Source organism: Paraburkholderia sp. BL6665CI2N2 (assembly GCF_004366535.1).
In the GTDB taxonomy this organism is placed as follows: Bacteria; Pseudomonadota; Gammaproteobacteria; order Burkholderiales; family Burkholderiaceae; genus Paraburkholderia.
Map to the genome: position 1 here is coordinate 3146170 of NZ_SORC01000001.1, position 20681 is coordinate 3166850.

Below are 20681 nucleotides of genomic sequence, written 5' to 3' on the forward strand. Positions count from 1 at the left end.
GACTGATATGCGGGTTCGAATCAACAAGAAAATCGGCGTGGCGCTGACGCTCGGGCTGGCCGCGTCCGCGAGTTTCGCCAGCCTCGTCAAAGTGGCGCAGACCACCGCCGCCCCCGGCGCCTGTGGCGATTGGAGCGGCTATCGCACGTTCGTCGAACGCTTCGTGCAGGCCGACGGCCGCGTGATCGACTATTCCACGCCGGCGCAGCAAACCACTTCCGAAGGCCAGTCGTACGCGCTCTTCTTCGCGCTGGTCGCGAACGACCGCGCGACGTTCGACCGGCTGCTCGGCTGGATTCGCACCAATCTCTCGGGCAATCAGTTCGACGCGCAGAACATGCGGCTGCCGTCGTGGCAATGGGGCAGAAAAGCGGACGGCTCGTATGGCGTGCTCGATCCGAATTCCGCATCGGACTCCGACCTGTGGATCGCCTACGATCTGCTGCAAGCCGGCCGCCTGTGGCATGAAGCGGCTTACACGCAGTTGGGCGAAGCACTGGCCGCGCAGATTGCGCGTCAGGAAATGACCACGCTGCCGGGCGTCGGACCGATGCTGCTGCCCGGACCGCAAGGCTTCAAAAGCGGCGGCGTGACGCGTCTGAATCCGAGCTATTTGCCGCTGCCAGTGTTGCGCTCACTCGCGCACGAGATGCCGAACGGCCCGTGGGGCAAGCTCGCCGACAGCGCCTACAGGTTCATCAAAACGACTGCGCCGCAAGGCTTCGCGCCCGACTGGGCGGCCTGGCAAAACGGCCAGTTCGTGGTCGATCCGAAAAGCGGCGACACCGGCAGCTACGACGCGATCCGCGTCTATCTGTGGGCCGGCCTCGCCTCGCCCGCCGATCCGCTCGCCAAACCCTGGCTCGCGGCGCTCGGCGGCATGCGCACGCGCGTCGCGCAAACCGGCTTTCCGCCGGAGAAGGTTTCATCGACCACCGGCGCGGCCAGCGGCGAAGGACCGCTCAGTTACTGGGCTGCACTCGCGCCGTACTTCAAGGCGTTCGGTGACGAGCGTGGCCTCGGCCTCGCGCGTACGCATCTCGCGGCGCTCGACACCAACGTGCCGGGCCGCGAACCGGTTTACTACGATCGTGTGCTGGGTTTGTTCGGCACGGGTTTCATCGACGGCCGCTATCGTTTCGACGAAGCCGGACGTCTCGTGCCGAGTTGGAGAAACGCATGCGACTGAGCGCCCTCGCGTTGTCATTGCGCCTCGCGCTCAGCCTCACGGCCGTCTGCTGCGTGGCGACGGCTGCGCCGGATGCGTTGGCGCAGGCGTCGAAAGATCCTTTGAACGTGTTGATCGATCAGGGCAAGTACTGGCAATCGCATCAGCGCGGCGACCTCGCCGAGCAAGCGTGGCTGAAGGTGCTGCGCATCGATCCCAGGCAGCCCGATGCGCTCTTCGGCATGGGCATGGTGCTCGCCGACCGCAAGGACGGCGCCGGCGCGCAGCAATATCTGGCGCGCCTGAAGGCGGTCGCGCCGAACTATCCGAATCTGGACGAGCTCGGCCGGCGCCTCGGCGAATCGAGCCTGCGCGACCAGACCGTCAACGACGCGCGGCGGCTCGCGCAAAGCGGTCAAAGCGCGAGCGCGGTGCAGGAATACCAGCGCGCGCTGAACGGCAAACCGGCCACGCCCGAATTGCAACTCGAGTATTACCAGGCGCTCTCGGCCACGCCGCAAGGTTGGGATCAGGCCCGCCGCGGCCTCGAACAGCTTGCGCGCGACAACCCCGACGAGCCGCGTTACGCCCTCGCCTATGCGCAGCATCTGACCTATCGCGACGTGACGCGTCGCGAGGGCATCGCGCGTCTGCAGAAACTGGCGGGCGACAGCACGGTCGGCGCGTCGGCGAAAAAAAGCTGGCGTCAGGCGCTGTTGTGGCTCGACGCGCGGCCCTCCGACGCCCCGCTCTATCAGGCCTATCTGCAAACCGCGACTGACGACGCCGCCGTGAAAGCGCGTTTCGATTCGATGGTCCAGCAGGACAGCGCGGCGCGCGCACGTTCACAGGAAAACGCCGCAACCGACGCACGCGGCCGCACCGTCGCCGATGGTTTCAGCGCGCTCGACCGCAACGACGTGGCCACGGCGCGCGCGAAGTTTTCCTCCGTACTGGCCACTAGCCCGAACGACACCGACGCACTCGGCGGCATGGGCATCGCCGCGCTGAAGCAGGAGCATTTCGCCGAAGCCCGCAACTATCTGGAACGCGCGTCGCGCAACGGCAATCCGGCGCGCTGGAAAACCGCGCTCGACAGCGCGAGCTATTGGACCTACACGAGCGACGCGATCGGCGCGCGCAGCAACGGCGAATTCGCGAAGGCGAAGTCGCTGTTCGAACGCGCGATCGCGCTGAATCCGTCCGACGTCACCGCGCAGGTGCTGCTCGGCGAAATGCTGCTCGCGAACGGCGACCCGAGCGGCGCCGAACAGGCCTACCGGATGGCGCTGCGCCGCCAGGCCGACAACCCCGACGCCGTGCGCGGGCTGGTCGGCGCGCTCGCCGCGCAAGGCCGCGGCGACGAGGCATTGCAGTTCGCCAATCAACTCAACACCGAACAGCAGTCGAAGGCCGGCGGCATCAACCGTCTGCGTGGCGAAGCGCAGGCCGCGCAGGCGCGCGCCGCCGAAGCGCGCGGCGATCTGGGCAGCGCGCGCAGTCTGTTCGAAGACGCGCTGCTGAATACGCCCGACGACCCGTGGCTGCGGCTCGACCTCGCGCGCATCTACGTGCGCCAGGGCGCGGTCGCCAACGCACGCAGCATGATGGACGGCCTGCTCGCCGCGCATCCCGACATGACCGACGCGCTGTATGCGAGCGCGTTGCTGTCGGCGGAAACGCAGGACTGGTCGGCGGGCCTCGCGCAACTCGACCGCATTCCGGTCGCGCAGCGCACCGACGCGATGACCACGTTGCAGCACCGCTTATGGGTGCATCAGCAAGCCGACCTCGCCACGCGGATGGCGCGCAGCGGGCAGACGCAGCAGGCGCTCGCCACACTGCACGCGGCCGAGCCGGTCGCGGGAAACAGCCCCGAACTGATCGGCGTGATCGCCGCCGCTTACCAGCAGGCCGGCGATCCCAACCGCGCGCTCGGACTCGTGCGCGCCGCCATGAACGCGGCGCCAGGCAACACCGATTTGTTGCTGGAATACGCGGGCATTCTGTCGGCCACGCAACAGGAAGCCGAACTCGGCATGGTGATGCGCCGGCTCGCGTCGATGCAGTTGACGCCGCAGCAACGCACCGACTTCGGCAATCTGAATCTGGGCATCGTCATCAAGCAATGCGACGCGGTGCGCCAGCGAGGCGACCTCGCGAGCGCTTACGACGTGATCGCGCCGTGGCTCGCGGCCATGCCCGACAATCCCGACTTGCAGGCCGCGCTCGGCCGCCTCTATGCCACTGCCGGCGACGATCGCAACGCGCTCGCCAGCTATCGCGTCGCGCTGCAACGCAAGCCCGACGACCTGAACCTGCTGCAAGCGACCATCTCCGCCGCGACCGGTGCGAAGCAGTTCAGTTACGCCGAAACACTCGCGAAACAGGCCTTGAACGCGGCGCCGGGAGACCCCGGCTTGCTCGCCACCGTCGGCCGCATGTATCGCGCGGAAGGCAAGCTGTCGCTCGCCTCGACTTATCTGCAACGCTCGCTGGTCGCCGCCAACACGCCGCTGATGGCCAATGCGCCGCGCAGTCCGGCGAGCAACGTGCCGCGCGGCTGGGAAGCGGCGATGCGCCGGATCGGCGCGACGCCGCTGCCGGGCACCAATCCCTTCGAAGGCAAGACCGCCACGGTCACGCCAACCGACGCCGACAACGCCGCGCTCGCCGGTGGCTACAAGGCCGCGCGCTCAGCGCTTCCGTATTCGCAGTCTTCCTTGCCGACACAAACCGTGCCGAACTATCCGCCGCCTACGCAACCCGCGCCTTACGTCGCGCCTTATACGGCGCCCGCGCAGCCCTATGCGCCGAACGGTGCGCCTGCCGCCTTGCCGTATAACGCGCCGCGTCCCGCGCTCAATACCGGCGGGTATGGACAGGAGACTTACGGGTCGAGCCAGTCGGGCGCGCCGTTGCAGCCTTATCCGGGGCAAGGACAGCCGCCGATGCAGCAGCAGGCGCAGATGCAGCAGGCCCCGCAGCAGTACAACCCGGCTTATCAACAGCAAGCGCCTTATCCGCAGCAGCCGCAATACGGTACGCCGGATGGCTATGCGGCCACGCCCTGGCCGATGTCGCCGGCCGCGCGCGAAGCGCAGGCCAATGCCGGTTCGATGCAAACGCAACCGTATGGCGCGCAGGGCGCGAGTCCGAAGCGTTCGACCGGCAAGAAGCAGAGTGCGTCGAAAAATAGCCGCAATGCGCCCGCCTATTCGCAGCAGCCTTATGGGCAGCAGCAAGGTTATCCGCAGCAGCAACAGCCGTACTACGCGCAGCAGGCGTATCCGCAACAACAGCCGCAGCAGGGCTACGCGCAACAGCCGTATCAACCTCAACCGCCGCAGCAGCAGGCTTACTCGAATCAGGGCTACTACGCGCAGCAGCAGCCATACATTCCGCAGCCTCCCACCGGTTACGCTCAACCGTACTATCCGCAACCCGGCGCGAACGGCAATGGCAACACCTACGCGCAGCCGAACGTGGCGAACGCGCAAACACTCGGCGTCGCGGAAGAACTCGCGCAGGTCAATCGCGAACAGTCGAGCAGCATCTCGGGCGGCATCGTGTTCCGTAACCGCGCCGGCGAGGACGGTCTGTCCAATCTCACCGATATCGAAGCGCCGATCCAGGGGCGTATCCGGGCGGGCAACGGCCACGTGGTCGTCACGGCGACGCCGGTGACGCTCGACGCCGGCAGTCCCGCCGACAATGTCTCGACGCTCGCGCGCTTCGGCGGCGGCCTGTCTAACGGCACGTCGGTATCGGCGGCCAATGTCGGCAGCCAGACGGCAAGCGGCGTCGGCTTGTCGGTCGGTTACGAGGGCCGCAGCCTCAGCGGCGACATCGGCGTGACGCCGATCGGGTTCCGCGAGACCAACATCGTGGGCGGTGCGAAGTACAACGGCGGCATTACCGACAAGGTGTCATATTCGCTGGCCGTCGCGCGCCGCGCGGTGACCGACAGTTTGCTGTCCTATGCCGGCGCGCGGGATTCCGGTTCCGGCCTCGAATGGGGCGGCGTCACCTCAACCGGCGGCCTCGGCAGCCTCGCATGGGACGACGGCACGAGCGGCCTGTATGTGAATGCGGCGTTCCAGTATTACGACGGCAATAACGTACTGAGCAATACTGCCGTCAAAGGCGGCGGCGGCATCTATACGCGTCTGCTGAAAGACGCCGATCAGACACTCACGATCGGCGTGAATACGACGCTAATGCGATACGACAAGAACCAGTCGTATTTCACCTATGGCCAGGGCGGCTATTTCAGCCCGCAACAGTACGTGATCCTGAACTTGCCGGTCGAGTGGACCGGGCGCAATGGCGCGTTCACGTACGACGTGAAGGGCTCGATCGGCGTGCAGCATTATCGTCAGGATGCGTCGAACTACTTCCCGCTCAACGACGGTTCCAATCGGCAGAACGCGGCGATCGGCAATGCAGCAACTGTCGGCACCAGCGTGCAAAGCGGCGCGCAGTATCCGGGCCAAAGCAAGACCGGGGTGTCGTATTCGCTCAGCGCAGTGGGCGAATATCAACTCGCGCCGCAACTGGCGTTCGGGGCCACCGCTTCGCTCGGCAATGCTTATGAATATCGCGAGTATCTCGCGGCGGTCTATGTGCGGTATAGCTTCAGCAAGCAGACCGGTGTGCAGCCGTTCCCGCCTACGCCGCTTGTTTCGCCGTATCTGTCGTTGTCGAATTGATGCGGGTGGGTATGTCGGCGGTGGCTCGAGTCAGGGTGCCGGCGCCGGCAAAAGTAAGTGCCGAACATCTCCCGGCGTGGAATGCCTGCGGGCAGTAAGCGCTTCGATTGGCCCCACGCGAGAACATGCCGATGCAACAATATCAACACCGCGACCTCTCCAAGTTAACGATGGCCGCCCCGAGCATGGTCAGCGTGTGGAGCCAGCGTTGATCTGATGTTCCCGGCGCCTGTATGCATGCAGTATTGCGGTACGCGCAGGATTCTCCACAAACCGGTGTATTGCTTCCGCCCCGAGCAGGGCAGCGCAGATATACCCGAGGTAATCTATCCAGGTTGGCGCATGGGTCAGTAGCGCAGGGTTTTCAAGCAGCACGCGCACGATGATCTGATGAATCATGTACAACGCAAAGCTGATGTTGCCGAGATAGACGAGCGGTGGTCGAGCCAACAGCCACGACAACTTTCCCGCCTCGCAAGCCAAGATCAGAATCAGTGCGCCGAATATCAGACAGCTTCCAGAACTGCCGAACCATCCCGGAAAGGCTTTGCCCAGCAGCGAGTATGCCCCCGGCAGGGAGAGCGCTTCCATGCAGAAGTGCATCGAGGCGAGCGTTGCGATGGCCGCGCCAATCTCAAGCAACGTAGCCGAGCGCATCGACAGGCGCCTGATTCGCGGGCCGAGCTGGCCATATAGGTGGAACGCAGCGACACCCACGAAAAACTCGAGGAGGCGTGTGAGCGGGAAAACGTAGTTGGCCCACGTTAGCGTTGGGTCTTGGGCGTTGCGCGCCAGATACAGGATCGACGCGGTGATTGCCGCGAACCCGGCGAGCTTGCGTAGCACCGTGCGTCGCAGGTCAAGCAGCAACAGCGGCAGCATGGCATAGAAGAATGCTTCGTCCGAGATGCTCCACGACACGCCGTTCAACGAATACGAATAGTCAAAACCCGGAATCCATGCCTGAAGCAGCACCACATTCGTGAGCATGGCGTGCACTGAACCGCGCGCGCCGACGATAAACATATAAGCGAGCGCTGCAGTGAACAGGTGAACCGGCAGCACGCGGGCCGCGCGAGCGAGCGCGTACTTCGAAAGCGCCGCGCGGGACAGAGGAATGCCCGAATAGTTGTACGCGAGGACGAACCCCGACAGAACATAGAAGAAGCCGACCGCCTGGAAGATCGCGAAGTGATCAGTGAATCGGGTGTGCCCGAAAACCTGGGTTCCGTGCAGGACGACGATCAGGGCCGCCGCAAAGAACCGCAACGACGTGAGTGCGTCGATCTTATGTTTCATTGAGTATTGCAGATATGTGCTGTAACGGTCGTGAATTCAGCAACGCGGGCTGATAGGGAGAGCGGCCGCAGAGCGCACCGCCGGTCGTGAGGGTTCAGGGCATTAGTTCGCATCTTTTCCGCTACTGGACGCAGTTGAGCGCTATCTGCAGAGATACCATGGAAGCGTGCGATGATGACAAGTGCAGCAAGACCGGTATCGCGCACAGGCGCATCCGGATTAAATTCAGGAGTGTTCATGGATAGCGAAATCATGCACGCGCATGCACTTCGCGAACCTCGCTGCGAAGTGCTGTCGGCTTCGATGCTGTCAATCAGGCTGCGCTGGCCGCGAGGAGCATCTGCGGATCGTTCTGCGCCGACGCGGTATAGCTCGCACTCGCCGAGCTATCAGCCCCGAAGGACGCAAGCGCTGAAATCAGACTTTGTACGGCAACATCCGCAGTCATAGCGCCACTCGTGCTATCCACCGCAAATGCCTGCCCCCTATCCTGATACATGGCGGCGAGCCCATCCTGGAGAGCGGTGTCATCCGTTGATTCGGTCGGGCTAGCAGCCGCGTTGTTGTCCTGCTTGTCGAACGATGCGGGACGCGAAACCGGGGCCGCAGTGCCGATTGCGACCCTAGCTGCTGATGCGGCGGCGCTTGTCGCCGTTGAGCTAGACGTTGCTGACAAGAAAGCCGGTGTTGAAGCGCCAACGCCACCCCCGCATACGACCACGTTATAGACGCCATCGGCGTTATAGCCACTGCCGGAGCAATCGTCCAGCGGCAAATCGTACATGGGGAGCATGCCCGAAATGTCCGGGTCTCCGTTCCAGACCCCTCCATTCGTGAACGCCCCGCCAGTGCCACCTGCACTCGGGTCATACTCAGGAAAGAATACGCCAGGCGTGGAAGGTGCCGCAGGATTCAGTGGGCCATATGTGCCGGATAGTGACGCTCCTGATACGTACGAGAAGGCATTCGGACTGTTATAGTACGTGGCGTTGTTAGCGGTCACAAAATTGCCCGTGGTGCCATTCAGATCGATCTTCTGATTGCTCGCGATGATCGTATTGCCAGTGCCCCGAACCACGATATCTGCCTGTACGACAGGGTTTTTCGACAGTAAGGTAGCCGCGTCAATCGTGTTTCCGTTCCCGTTGATATAGATCGTTTGGCCGATGTTTTGGCTGCCAAGCTGGATCACACTGTTTGTCGCGTTGATCGTATTGTTGACACCATTGTCCAAAATGACTGAATTGGAACCGGCGTTAACGGCGTTCCCGCTGCCATTCACAGAGACGGCATTATGGGCACCTAGGCCAAGGGAATTTCCCGAGCCGTTCAACATGAAACTGGTGTTATCCGATGTGCCGATCGTCGAATTTTGCGAGTTGATCGAATAACCACTGCCTCCCAGCAGGCCAAGGTAGTCTCCGGTGCCTGCCAACCCTATCTGATCCGCACCACCTTCAACGTTCCCAGAGAATCCCGCCGCGCAATTAATTACGTCGGTATTACCGTTGATATGCTCGCCCTGCCCGCTTATGTTGACCACGCTATTCTGACCAACATATGCGAGGTTATCGCTGCTGCCCGTGACCCATGAGATGCTGTTCGCACCATTGGTGATCGTGTCGCCCGAGCCGTTAACGGTGAACGTGTCGTTGCCCTGGCCGTAGACGTAGCTTCCCGAGGTGTCAAACGTGTTGTCTGTTCCCTGAGCGAAGATGGAACTGTTTGGGCCGCCGTAGGCGAGTAGGTTCTTATCGCCGTTGACAGTCGTTGTACTGTTGCCGCCGTTGGTTAACCAGTCGCCCGAACCGTTCACCGTGTACGTGTCGTTCGCCTGGCCGTAGATGAAGCTTCCCGAGGTGTCAAACGTGTTGTCTGTTCCCTGAGCGAAGATGGAACTGTTTGGGCCGCCGTAGGCGAGTAGGTTCTTATTGCCGTTAACAGTCGTTGTACTGTTGCCGCCGTTGGTTAGCCAGTCGCCCGAACCGTTCACCGTGTACGTGTCGTTCGCCTGGCCGTAGATGAAGCTTCCCGAGGTATCAAACGTGTTGTCTGTTCCCTGAACGAAAATGGAACTGTTTGGGCCGCCATAGGCGAGCACGTTATTACTGCCGTTAACAGTCGTTGTGCTGTTGCCGCCGTTTGCAATCACATTACCTGAGCCATTTACGGTGAACCTGTCAGCGTCTTGCCCGTAGATGTAGTTGCTCGACGTGTCAAGCGTGTTGCCTGTTCCCACTGGCCGGACGGAACTATTCGCACCGGCCCACACCAAGGTATCGTTGTCACCGTTGATGAATGTCGCACTATTATTTCCATTGGAAATAACGTCGTTTGACCCGTTCAATCCGAACGACGAGCCAGTGGCACCCATAGCCGTGATACCAGAAGCGTCCACTGAATTGTTCTGGCCGTTGATCGTGACCGCACTCCCGGCACCAATATAAGCCAATGTATTGGAGTCACCTTGAACTGACGTTGTGCTGTTGCCGCCGTTTGCAATCACATTACCTGAGCCATTTACGGTGAACCTGTCAGCGTCTTGCCCGTAGATGTAGTTGCTCGACGTGTCAAGCGTGTTGCCTGTTCCCACTAGCCGGATGGAACTATTCGCACCAGCCCACACCAAGGTATCGTTGTCACCGTTGATGAATGTCGCACTATTATTTCCATTGGAAATAACGTCGTTTGACCCGTTCAATCCGAACGACGAGCCAGTGGCACCCATAGCCGTGATACCAGAAGCGTCCACTGAATTGTTCTGGCCGTTGATCGTGACCGCACTCCCGGCACCAATATAAGCCAATGTATTGGAGTCACCTTGAACTGACGTTGTGCTGTTGCCACCGTTGGTGACCAGGTTGCCCGAACCATTCACCGTGAAGGTGTCACCAGCCTGCCCGTAGATGTAGCCGTTCGACGCATTAATGATGTTCTGCAAACCAGTTGGCGAAATCGAGTCTCCGTCCATAGCCGTGACGTTGTTATTGTTGCCATGCACGTTGGCTTGGGCATTCCGGCCGAGTGATATCCCATTGCCTGCGCCATTAAGGGTCGCGCCTGAACTTGCCGCCACGCTCACCTGAAACCCGTTGGTGTCAGAATGGACGTCCTGCCCGCTTATGTATTCGGCGTCCGTCGTGCCATTTCTTGCGAGCGTCACGGTGCTAGTCGCGACGCCTTGGCCGTTCACCTCGGTGTACTGGAATGCAGTACCGCCCAACGACGTTGACGTAACCGTGTCGCCCGGGGTGCCAGCCATGATGATCGCGGGATTGCCGTCCGGACCGTTCATAGGCGTAAGCATGTTGCCGTCCTGCGACGCCGGTACGTTGCCGGTCCATTTATTGAAACCCGGCAGGAAGGTGGTGTTAAACCAAGTTCCCATATCGTTAAGGACGCCCGCAATTCCGACTGCAACGCCAAATTCATTTGCGCGTGAAGCAATAACGCCCATCTGGGTCGCCAAGGCGCTGTCGCCAAGTCCCGAGGCGGCCGCGGCAATTGCAGTGGCTGCGCCGCCGCCGATGCCAGCGGCATCATTTGTTACTGCTGTGAATGCTGCCATCTGGCCATCGCCATCCTGCCTTCGCAACGCGTCCTGATAAGACTGGACATCAACCGTGATATTTGTCAGTCCGCCAATTGATCCCAATCCGGCAGATAAAAGAGGGTTGCCCGACAACGCTTTCACCGCGCCTGCCAACGCTTGAGCGTTCCCAATAACAGCCTATTTTGCATCTCCAGAATCGGGATTATTTTTGAACTGCGTGCACGCATTCAGGTAATTAACCCACGAGGTGACCAGCGACGTCACGTTCAGAGCAGTTTCGGAAACAACAAGTCCTGACATCGTCTTATTCTCCACATTCAGTTTAATAAATCTGCTGCGAGCCGGAATCCGTAGCTGCTAGTTCGGCGATCGGGTGGCACTCCGTTCCGGGCCGCCGCGCGGGTTGCGATCGGGATCGTCGCCCAGCTCGCCCCCCGCATGGATCTGATTCCGCAAGGCGCAGATTCTGAGATCGGTACTGAAGAAAAATTCACATAGCCAATGCTCGAGCAATCCTCCATCCATTGCTCAGCATTGCCAAGCATGTCGAAGAGTCCCCATGGATTTTTCCTGAACGAACCTACAGGAGCCGTCCCGGCATAGCCGTCTGTGCAGTCAGCAACCGGTGCAGTTGCGTCGAGCGCCCGTGCGCTCTGGTCCCGAGTGTTCTCATAGCGGCACGTATCCTGCGGGTTATTCCCCCAGTAGGTTGCGGTCTTCGTACCGGCGCGGGCCGCGTATTCCCACTCTGTCTCGCTGGGCAAGCGATACTTCGTCACTCTGTGCCCTGGAAGTTTTGCGTTCAACCACGAAATGAATTTCTGCGCGTCATGCCACGACACGCAAACAACGGGATCCTGATCCGTCTGTCTGAATCCGGGATTGCTCCAGTCGGCATTTGCGTCAACTACCCATTTTTTCCCGTTATATATCTGGCAACCTTTCCCGCCAAAACCCGTCTCTTTTGCAAAGACCTCGAACTGCTTCCTCGTTACATCGAACTTTGCAAGTGCAAACGACTTCACCTCGGCCACATGGCGCGGCGTTTCGTCGGTATACATAAAGCGGTATTGATTCTGCCCTTGGAATTCTTCCTCGGTCGCTCCCATCATGTATTGACCTGACGGAAGGACGATCATTTCCGAGCAGAGGTCGCAGTCCTGAAAGTGACGAAGCTGTCCGCCCGTGGCTTTCCCGTCGAATGCCATTGCGCTGGAAGCCAGCATCATGAGCAATAGAAATATCTTTAACATGCCCCCTCTCTGCGATGAGACAACTAGTGCGCGCATCTCCATAAACATATGCCATCCCGTCCAAGCAATCGTCCCTGCAGCGTCTGCTTTTCATGGTCGCCGCCGCTGTTAAGCGTATGCTGCAATCATCGAATAAACGCTGTGCTTTGGTCTATCGGAAACATCTGCATTGGCATCAGGAAATATCAGTGTGGCCGCAGGGGGACGACTATCAGCACGTTATGCTGACCATCTCCACTGGCCGCCAGTCAGAACAGGGACCAGTTCGAGTGCAATACGTGACCCGAGAACGAGCCGACGTCGACCTGAAATAAACGAGCATAAAAAATCGTCGCCACTACCGACAGCGCTGGTGTGCCGGTACGTGATGACGAATGGACTGCCGCTCGGTCAACAACGGCAAACAGGGGAATAAACTAAAGGACCGAATTAGGGACTCAGGATTCCCCACAACTTTTTGTGTGGCAGGAGTGAATGATCGCTTGTAAACGGTCGGCGTCGATGTTAACTTTGGCCCATTCTGTTCGCGACGGCAGTTGGAATTGGTCGACGGAAACGATACTGACGACTGGGCGAGTGCCGAATTCAGCGAGGCGAATCTGGGGGACGCGCGCCTTGCACAACGTCTTGTTGCGTTGGCTCGCCGCCTCGCGCACAGTCCGCAGGGTTCGTTTCCCCAGTCACTCAAGCCAGCCGAACTGAAGGCCGCCTACCGCTTCTTCGATAATGAGCAGGTGGACACAAACGGGATCCTTGCGCCTCATATTGCACAAACGCTCGATCGCATGAGGCAGGTGCCGGTCGTGCTGGCAATTCAGGACACAACGGAGTTCAACCTGTCGCATCTGCCCGCGACTGAAGGCCTGGGTCGCGGCACCGGCAACAATGAGCAAGGCTTCATGATGCACAGCCTGCTGGCGGTCACGCCCGAGGGCTTGCCGCTAGGGGTGCTGGGCATGAAGACCTGGGTGCGCCCCCAAGAGGTGTTCGGCAAGAGGGCCCCTGCGGTTACGCGCCCGATCGAACAGAAGGAAAGTAACAAATGGCTTGAAGGAATCGACCATCTCGCGGCACTCAAGGTACGTTGTACGCAGACGCGGTTTGTCTGTGTTGGAGACCGCGAGAGCGACCTGTACGAGCTATTTGTCGCCGAACGCCCCGACGGGGTGGACTGGTTGATCCGCGCAGTACACAACCGCGTGGCGCGTCACCCGCAAGGCTACCTTTGGGAGGCTGTTCTAGCCACCCTGCCTCTTGGCGACACTGAACTGCGGGTGCCAGCCAGGGGCACACTTCCTCAGCGCACAGCACGGCTGACTTTGCGTTGTGCGAGCGTGCGACTACACTCTCCAAGAGCGCGCGCCAGCCGCCGAAGCCTGCCTGAGATTGACGTCTTTGCGATTCACGCCATTGAAGATAACCCCCCGGATGGCGTCGAACCGCTTGAATGGATGCTGCTGAGTTCGGTGCCCACGACCTCGCTTGATGAAGTTCTCGAACGGCTGGCCTGGTACGCGCGGCGCTGGACCATCGAGACGTGGCATCGCGTGCTCAAAAGCGGCTGCCGTATCGAGGCGCGCCAGTTCGGCACGCTCGACCGGTTCGTGAGAGCGACAGCTCTGTTTGCCGTCATCGCGTGGCACATCCTGTATGCAACACTGCTCGCGCGAACTGATACGCAGCTATGCTGCGAAGTACTGCTGCAACCCGTTGAATGGCAGGCGCTCTATTGCCACACCCACCGAACGACGCAACTGCCAGAGCAGGTTCCGACGCTGCAGCAAACCATCGTGTGGATAGGTATGCTCGGCGGTTATCTGAATCGTAAGCATGACCGGCCACCAGGACCGACCGTCATATGGCGCGGGTTTCTCGTCCTGCACGAAATTACGAAGATGTATCAGCTCTTCAAGCAAAGCGGATAGCGCGGCCTCTCAACTTTGTGGGTAAACCTGAGAATTAGGGAGGGTGGGACCGACACCCGGCTTTTATCTCAAGGGGACATGCGATCAAAACGATATCGCCATATGACGCAAATCGTCGCGCCTCGCATTAGCAAGTCGGCCCATGAACTTTTGCTCGCAACGCACAGACAAGCGCAAAACACATCACCCGCCCTCACGCTCCGTCGCATACCGCCGGCAATGCTCCAGATACCCAGCAGCATGGCTGCTCACCAGTTCCACAATACCCGTCCACAGCCAGCCCGGCGCATCCAGCGTCTTCGAACGGTTTCTGCGTAGCTCGGTGAGCCACGCCTTGCGCTCCGCGCTATCCATTTGCCGCGCGTGCGCCTTGCCGACCACCATCGCCAGAAAGCGCGCGGCCTTCATTGCTTCGTCGCGGGTCAGTTGCTCGATGGTCAGCTTCATGTCCTGCGGCAACAATTCACGAATCACGACAGCGCGATCCGCGAGACGCGCCGCGCGCATCCGCTCGCCGAGCGACGGCGACAAATGCCGCGCGCCCTCCACCACCCGCTCCGCGTTATCGCGCGGCATGCGCACGCCGGGATAGCGCGGCGCGGCCGCTTGCGCGGCTTCCTTGATATCCATCAGGCACAGGTCGTCGCCCTCCACCGCCGCGCCGTCGATGTCGAGCAGCACCGCATAACGCAATCTGCCGAGCGAACTGCAGCCCTTCACCCAGTAAGCGGCGTCGAGAACTTCCACGTCGGCTTCATCGCCGGCGCCGCGAATCACCGTGGCGAGGCGCGCCAACGAGCCTTTCTCGAACAACGCTTCGATCTCGCGCCGCTCGCTTTTGGCGAGCGGCCAGAAACGCGGACCGAGCGGAATGGTCGGATCGAGATCCTCGATACGCTCCTCCGCGAGATGCCGCCACGAACGGCGCACCGCTTCCCTCATCACCACCCGCACCGCCTCGGGCTTTTCCGCGTGAATGTCGGCGTCGCCCGCCGTTTCGTCGAAGGCGCGCTCGTAACCGTCCGCGAGCGCTTCCATCATGCGCACGGTGGTGACGCCGGGCAGATCCGAGCCACGCGCGGCGGTCGCCAGCGAGAGGCCGAGGCGGATCAGGTCATGCGCCGGATTGCCGATCACGGTCTGGTCGAGATCGCGAATCTGGATTTCAACACGCCCTTGCGCATCGGCGACGGGTCCGAGATTGCCGGTATGGCAATCTCCGCATATCCAGATGGCCGGGCCTTCCGGCAAAGCGTGGCCTTCTATGCCCTCGAGCCATTCGTAGAACTTGCTGGTGTTGCCGCGTACGTAGGCGTGCGCGGAGCGTGCCATTCTGGCGTTGCGGCGCGTGATCAACAGCGCCTCGCGCGCATCCGGTTTGGGCAACTTGTTTCGTGTGATGTTTTTTTTCGTCATGATGGGTCCGCGTTTATCGACGTTCGAATTCTGCGTGGCGTTCAATGCCACGGTGCGCCAATCGGCGCGCGCGAACAACTCGCTGCAGCAGGATTCGCGCCTATCTTCTGAATGCGAACTGTAAGCAGCGAGCCACCACAATTGCCAACGTCGGCCAGACCCCGGATAGCCCCCACAACGCATGCGCGATGAATCACCGGCCCGGTGTTGTGGCTTACAATTGTCGCAGCCAGGTGCCCGCCATGCACCGGCACGCGGTACACGGCAGAAGCTTCATCCCGCCTCCTGCTGCGGGTGCAAACGCATCACGCGAGCCGGCAGAGTGGGACACTTTCATCGACGTGACCTCTGTGGAGCGCAGCATGCCATTTCCGGCACAAGACCACGGCTGCGCCGGCTGGCGCGGGGAGATGGCGCAGCGCATCAGCGCATTCGACTGGGCAGCCACCGGGCTCGGCGTCATCGAAAACTGGCCGCGCAGCCTCACGGCGACCGTCCAGTTGCTGCTCGCCTCGCCCGTGCCACTGGTGCTGCTGTGGGGCAAGCCCGGCTACATGATCTACAACGACGCGTATGCGATCTTCGCGGGCGGACGACATCCCTATCTGCTCGGCTGCCCGGTCGAACACGGCTGGCCGGAAGTCGCCGATTTCAACCGCCATGTCATGGCCACGTGTCTCGCGGGCGGCACGCTGTCGTATCGCGACAAGGAACTGATACTGCTGCGCGACGGCAAGCCCGAAGACGTGTGGATGGATCTCTACTACAGCCCGGTCGCCGACGACAGCGGCGCGCCGGCGGGCGTGCTGGCAGTGGTCGTCGAGACCACCGCGCGCGTGCTCACCGAGCGCTGGCGGCAACGCGCCGAAACCGAACTGCACGAGACCAACGAACGGCTGCAACTCGCGCTCAATACCGGCACGGTGCTCGGCACCTGGATGCTGGATATGCGCACGGGCAAGGTCAGCGGCGACGAACGTTTCGCGCGCACCTTTTCCTTTCAGCAGGAAGAAGCCGCGAAAGGAGTCGAGCGCCACGCCGCCGTCCACATGCTCCATCCGGACGACCAGGCGCTCAACGATCAACTGACCGCCGAGGCGGTCCGCACGCGGCAGCCGTTTCGCGCCGAGTTTCGAATCCGGCGGCCCGACGGCGACTATCTCTGGGTGCAGGCGAACGGCCAGTGCGAATTCGACGAGCACGGCGAACCGACACGCTTTCCCGGCGTGCTGATCGACATCCACGAGCGCAAGATCGCCGAACAGTCGCTGCGCCAGTTGACCGAGACGCTGGAACAGCGCGTCGCCGACGAGGTCGCGGCGCGCGCGCTGGCCGAAGAGCAGTTGCGCCAGGCGCAGAAGATGGAAGCGATCGGCAGCCTCACGGGCGGCGTCGCGCACGACTTCAATAACGTGCTGCAGGTGATCAACGGCAACCTGCAAATGCTCGCGGCCGACGCCGGCGACCATCCGGCCACCTTGCGCCGCCTGTCCGCCGCGACGGACGCCGTCAAACGCGGTGCGAAACTGGCCGCGTATCTGCTCGCCTTCGCGCGACGTCAGCCGCTCTCGCCGACCGTGCTGAACCCTCGCCGGCTGCTGAGCGGCATGAGCGAGATGCTGCACCGCGCGCTCGGCGAAACGGTGCGGATCGACACGGTCCTGAGCGACGATTTGTGGAACGTGCAGGCCGATCGCAACCAACTGGAAAACGCGCTGCTCAATCTCGCGATCAATGCGCGCGACGCGATGCGGGCCGACGGCACGCTCACTGTGCGCGCGGCCAACCGCGTGCTCGACACCGCGTTCTGCCGCGGCAAACCGGAGCTCTCGCCGGGCGAATACGTGGTGTTTTCCGTCACCGATACGGGCACCGGCATGCCGCCCGAGGTCCTGCAGCGCGTGTTCGAACCGTTCTTCACCACCAAGCCCGACGGCCACGGCACCGGCCTCGGTCTGAGCATGGTGTTCGGCTTCGTCAGGCAAAGCGGCGGCCATACCTTGATCGATAGCGAACTGGGACGCGGCACCACCGTCTCGCTGTTTTTCCCGCGCTGCTGCGAAGCCGAAACCTCGGAAACCGTCGACGAGACCACGGCGCCCACCGGTAGCGGCGAAACGATTCTGGTCGTGGAAGACGACGCCGACGTACGGCTGACCGCCGTCGAAATGCTCGCGCAACTCGGCTACAAGGTGCTGACCGCGTCGAGCGGCAACGCGGCAATCGAGTTCATCGACAGCGACGTGCCGATCGATCTGCTGTTTACGGACGTGGTGATGCCAGGCAAGATCAAAAGCGTGGAGCTCGCCCAGCGTGCCGCGGCGCGCTCACCCGCGGTGCCCGCCCTCTTCACCTCCGGCTATACACGCGACGAAATCGTCCATCACGGCAAACTCGACGCCGGTATCACGCTGCTCTCGAAACCGTACCGGCGCGACGACCTCGCCCGCAAGGTGCGCAGCGTGTTGCGCGCCAGCGCTGCCACGGCGGCGGGTATGGCGTTGCCCGTGTCCGTGGCCGAAGGACAGATCGCCGCCTGCGTGCCGCCTGCTGCTTACGACCCCGCCAGGGAATCCGGCCACGAAAGCCACGCTCCCACGGTTGAAGCTAGCCGCCAAAGGGAGTCGCCGTTGGGGACGGCGCGCTCGACTCGCACGCCGGCTCGTGTGCTGCTCGTCGAAGACGATATGGACTCACGCGAAGCATTCAGCGATCTGCTGACTGCGTTGGGCCTCGATTGCACTGCGGTCGCGAGTGCGGAAGAAGCGCTGCCACTCGTACCCGCGCAACACTTCGACATCCTCTTCACCGATCTCACGTTGCCCGGCATGTCCGGCGACAGTCTTGCACGCGCCATGCTGCGCCAACAGCCGGGTATTCGCGTGCTGCTGGTGTCGGGCTACGGCAAGAACGCGCAGATCGGCGACGCGATTCCAGGCGCACGGCTGCTCGGCAAACCGCTCGATATCGCGGAACTGCGGCGCGAACTCGCGGACTGGATCGATCACACCGAAGCAGCGTCCTAGCCGGCGCGCCGCCACGCATTCAACCGACTTCACGATGGACATTCGCTGCGGCACCGCAGGCTGGACCGACAAGACACTGATTGCCTGCAAGCGCTTTTATCCGCGCGGCAGCAGCAGCGCTGAAGCACGTCTGCGTTTTTATGCTTCGCAGTTCCCGCTGGTCGAAGTGGATTCGGCGTACTACGCGATGCCTTCGGCGAGCAATGCGCAATTGTGGTTCGAGCGCACACCTGAAGGCTTCACGTTCAACTTCAAGGCGTTTCGTCTTTTCACCGGGCATCAGACTTCGCCCGATGCGTTGCCGCGAGACATTGCGATGGCGCTGCCGGAAGGCATCACCGGTCCGCGCAAGAAGAACGTGTACTACCGCGACATGCCGGACGATATTCGCGATGAACTGTGGCGGCGCTATCTGGAAGCGCTCGAACCGCTGCGCGTGAGCGGGCGGCTCGGCGCCGTGCTGTTCCAGTTCGCGCCGTGGATCACGCGCGCGCCGGACGGCCTCGCGCTGGTGGAGGAATGCCGGGCGCGGATGGCGGGCTACATGATGGCGGCTGAGTTTCGCAATCAGTCGTGGTTCGATGAAGAGCATGCAGCCTGGTCGCTCGAATTCCTGCGCGAGCGCGGCATTGTGCATGTGATCGTCGACGCGCCGCCGGACGTAACCAACCGCGTGCACACGGTGTGGGACGTGACGAATCCCGAACTCGCGATGGTGCGTCTGCATGGACGCAATACGCAGACCTGGAGCGCGACCGGCGCCGCGAGCGCGGCGGATCGGTTTGATTATGACTATGACGAAGCGGAGTTGACGGAACTCGCCGTGCCGATTCGTGCGATCGCGACGCGCGCCGGACGCACGCATGTGATTTTCAATAACTGCTTCGAGGATCAGGGGCAGCGCAATGCGAGGATGTTGATGGGGATCTTGGGGGTTAATGGGGTTTCGCTGTGAAGGTGGCACGGGTATGGTGCGGGCATGAAGGGACGTTCGCTGGCAACGAGCCCATGACACTCCCGCGTCGGCTGTGCTCGACAAGCGGCCATTCTTTCCGCAAGGTAGCACCATACCCATACGCACGTTAATGCAAGGGAGCTCGTAGCGAGGATGTTAGTCCCGTAAGAACAGATTGGCTTACATCGCCGCCGGCCCGGTCACATCTGCTCGACTGCCACCGCGAACGTCTACGAGCGTCGGTCCGCCTTCGCGAACGGCTATTCAGGATTGCACGCGCTGAGAGGCGATTGAGTAAGCCGAGCAGCAAGCTTCCGCGATTCGCTCCGACGATGATCGACTAGGTCCAAGCCCTGAAGATTTCAGAAATCTCAAACTGTAAAGTTTTTATCCTGGGTTTACTATATTTCCATTTTTGTCGCGTGCGACCCAGCCGTCGTGCTCTGCCATGACCGTGACTTCTTCACCGGGGCCGAGTGTCCAATGCAAAGCTTTCCCCGTCCATTTGATATCATCGGCTGTGAAATCGGAAGCGAAATCGGTTCGATTGAAACTTATCTTTCCGCCCTCGTCCACCGCTGTGATCGTCCATTCTTCCGCATAGTCTAGTTGCAAGCACTGGTCAACGATTTCAGGCCTGACTGCAAGATTCTCCGAACGTCCCGGGTGAGCGACAGAGGGATAAGTAAGACCGCCAAGGGATTTGTTGCCGCCATTGACGATCCCCCCGCTAGTCAGCTTTTCCGTGATCGCAGCAGTGATTTTGTATTGACTAGAATATGTTTCGTGTATCGGTTGTGCGAATTTCGTCTCAAAGAAAGTCAATACCGTATCTCTCACCGCATTTTCAATCTCCATATCACTACGCGGCGCGATTCGGTTGATCCAAAACTCTTTAATCATCGACCATTTAGAGACATACACCTTATCACCGGAAGTAACGCCAATTTCCAAAAGGATGGCATATGGATCGACGCTACAATAAAACATAGGACTTTCTGGTTTATTGCAGCGCTGAAAATTACGAACAAGCATCTTCGGGGGATAGCCGAGGAAGCTTTTTTTCGCTGGCTTTTCTTTATATACCACACCTCTGTATAACCTCGTATCTTTATGTGGGGTGATCGCCTGCATCGGCCAGCCATTTATTAATCGACTGATCAAGCCCAGAATATATTCATAATCAGCTCCATCCAAATTCATCCGATTGATGTCAGCAACGATTTTCCGCGCTTCGAGCGATTTTATTGGTTCGTTTTTATCCATATTTTAGCTCCGATCACACTTGCTTTTACAGAAAAAATCCACTTATCATTTATCCGAGACTAATGACCGAAGCTAGCGCAGACCCGTCCTGTTGTCCTGCACTCCCGT

The 20681-nt window shown here is 61.0% G+C and carries 11 protein-coding genes; 5 read left to right on the forward strand and 6 right to left on the reverse strand.

Annotation, left to right across the window (positions count from 1 at the left end; translation table 11 throughout):
* Positions 1–7 precede the first annotated feature (7 nt).
* Complete coding sequence (bcsZ, locus tag B0G81_RS14005; protein ID WP_134136420.1) at positions 8–1189, forward strand: cellulose synthase complex periplasmic endoglucanase BcsZ; 1182 nt, start codon at positions 8–10, stop codon at positions 1187–1189.
* A complete protein-coding gene (locus tag B0G81_RS14010; RefSeq protein WP_134136423.1) occupies positions 1180–5880 on the forward strand; it encodes a cellulose synthase subunit BcsC-related outer membrane protein in 4701 nt (1566 codons plus the stop codon). Before bcsZ ends, B0G81_RS14010 begins: the two co-directional genes overlap by 10 nt.
* Positions 5881–6069: 189 nt before the next feature.
* Here B0G81_RS14010 and B0G81_RS14015 read toward each other — a convergent pair whose 3' ends face one another.
* The 4 genes from B0G81_RS14015 to B0G81_RS14030 form a co-directional block, all read right to left on the reverse strand.
* Entirely contained in the window at positions 6070–7179 is a 1110-nt protein-coding gene (locus B0G81_RS14015; RefSeq protein ID WP_134136425.1) for an acyltransferase, read from the reverse strand.
* The gene (locus B0G81_RS14020) at positions 7176–7418 is read right to left on the reverse strand and encodes a hypothetical protein (RefSeq protein WP_134136429.1); all 243 of its coding nucleotides are present in this window, start codon (positions 7416–7418) and stop codon (positions 7176–7178) included. The genes B0G81_RS14015 and B0G81_RS14020 overlap by 4 nt, the downstream gene beginning before the upstream one ends.
* A 74-nt stretch (positions 7419–7492) precedes the next feature.
* Positions 7493–10873: an S-layer family protein gene (locus B0G81_RS14025; protein WP_134136434.1), complete on the reverse strand. Its 3381-nt coding sequence runs from the start codon at positions 10871–10873 to the stop codon at positions 7493–7495.
* A gap of 176 nt (positions 10874–11049) precedes the next feature.
* A complete protein-coding gene (locus B0G81_RS14030) occupies positions 11050–11985 on the reverse strand; it encodes a formylglycine-generating enzyme family protein (RefSeq protein WP_166678993.1) in 936 nt (311 codons plus the stop codon).
* 542 nt (positions 11986–12527) lie between these two features.
* Here B0G81_RS14030 and B0G81_RS14035 point away from each other — a divergent pair.
* On the forward strand, positions 12528–13910 hold the full coding sequence (locus B0G81_RS14035; protein ID WP_134143108.1) for an IS4 family transposase: 1383 nt from the start codon (positions 12528–12530) through the stop codon (positions 13908–13910).
* A 183-nt stretch (positions 13911–14093) separates the two neighbouring features.
* On the opposite strand, the gene B0G81_RS14040 is transcribed toward B0G81_RS14035, so the two are convergent.
* Entirely contained in the window at positions 14094–15326 is a 1233-nt protein-coding gene (locus B0G81_RS14040; RefSeq protein WP_134136441.1) for a DUF2252 domain-containing protein, read from the reverse strand.
* A gap of 362 nt (positions 15327–15688) precedes the next feature.
* On the opposite strand from B0G81_RS14040, the gene B0G81_RS14045 reads away from it, so the two are divergent.
* Both B0G81_RS14045 and B0G81_RS14050 read left to right on the forward strand, forming a co-directional pair.
* Entirely contained in the window at positions 15689–18352 is a 2664-nt protein-coding gene (locus tag B0G81_RS14045) for a response regulator (RefSeq protein ID WP_134136443.1), read from the forward strand.
* A gap of 34 nt (positions 18353–18386) precedes the next feature.
* Entirely contained in the window at positions 18387–19307 is a 921-nt protein-coding gene (locus tag B0G81_RS14050; protein WP_134136446.1) for a DUF72 domain-containing protein, read from the forward strand.
* A 387-nt stretch (positions 19308–19694) separates the two neighbouring features.
* Here the strand turns inward: B0G81_RS14050 and B0G81_RS14055 are convergent, their stop codons facing one another.
* Entirely contained in the window at positions 19695–20573 is an 879-nt protein-coding gene (locus B0G81_RS14055; protein ID WP_134136449.1) for an RES domain-containing protein, read from the reverse strand.
* Positions 20574–20681: the final 108 nt, after the last annotated feature.

Bases quoted from the DNA above. Each gene is read 5' to 3' on its own strand.
- bcsZ (WP_134136420.1), top strand. From the start codon at position 8: ATGCGGGTTCGAATCAACAAGAAAATCGGCGTGGCGCTGACGCTCGGG.
- B0G81_RS14010 (WP_134136423.1), top strand. From the start codon at position 1,180: ATGCGACTGAGCGCCCTCGCGTTGTCATTGCGCCTCGCGCTCAGCCTC.
- B0G81_RS14015 (WP_134136425.1), bottom strand. From the start codon at position 7,179: ATGAAACATAAGATCGACGCACTCACGTCGTTGCGGTTCTTTGCGGCG.
- B0G81_RS14020 (WP_134136429.1), bottom strand. From the start codon at position 7,418: ATGAACACTCCTGAATTTAATCCGGATGCGCCTGTGCGCGATACCGGT.
- B0G81_RS14030 (WP_166678993.1), bottom strand. From the start codon at position 11,985: ATGTTAAAGATATTTCTATTGCTCATGATGCTGGCTTCCAGCGCAATG.
- B0G81_RS14040 (WP_134136441.1), bottom strand. From the start codon at position 15,326: ATGACGAAAAAAAACATCACACGAAACAAGTTGCCCAAACCGGATGCG.
- B0G81_RS14045 (WP_134136443.1), top strand. From the start codon at position 15,689: ATGCCATTTCCGGCACAAGACCACGGCTGCGCCGGCTGGCGCGGGGAG.
- B0G81_RS14050 (WP_134136446.1), top strand. From the start codon at position 18,387: ATGGACATTCGCTGCGGCACCGCAGGCTGGACCGACAAGACACTGATT.
- B0G81_RS14055 (WP_134136449.1), bottom strand. From the start codon at position 20,573: ATGGATAAAAACGAACCAATAAAATCGCTCGAAGCGCGGAAAATCGTT.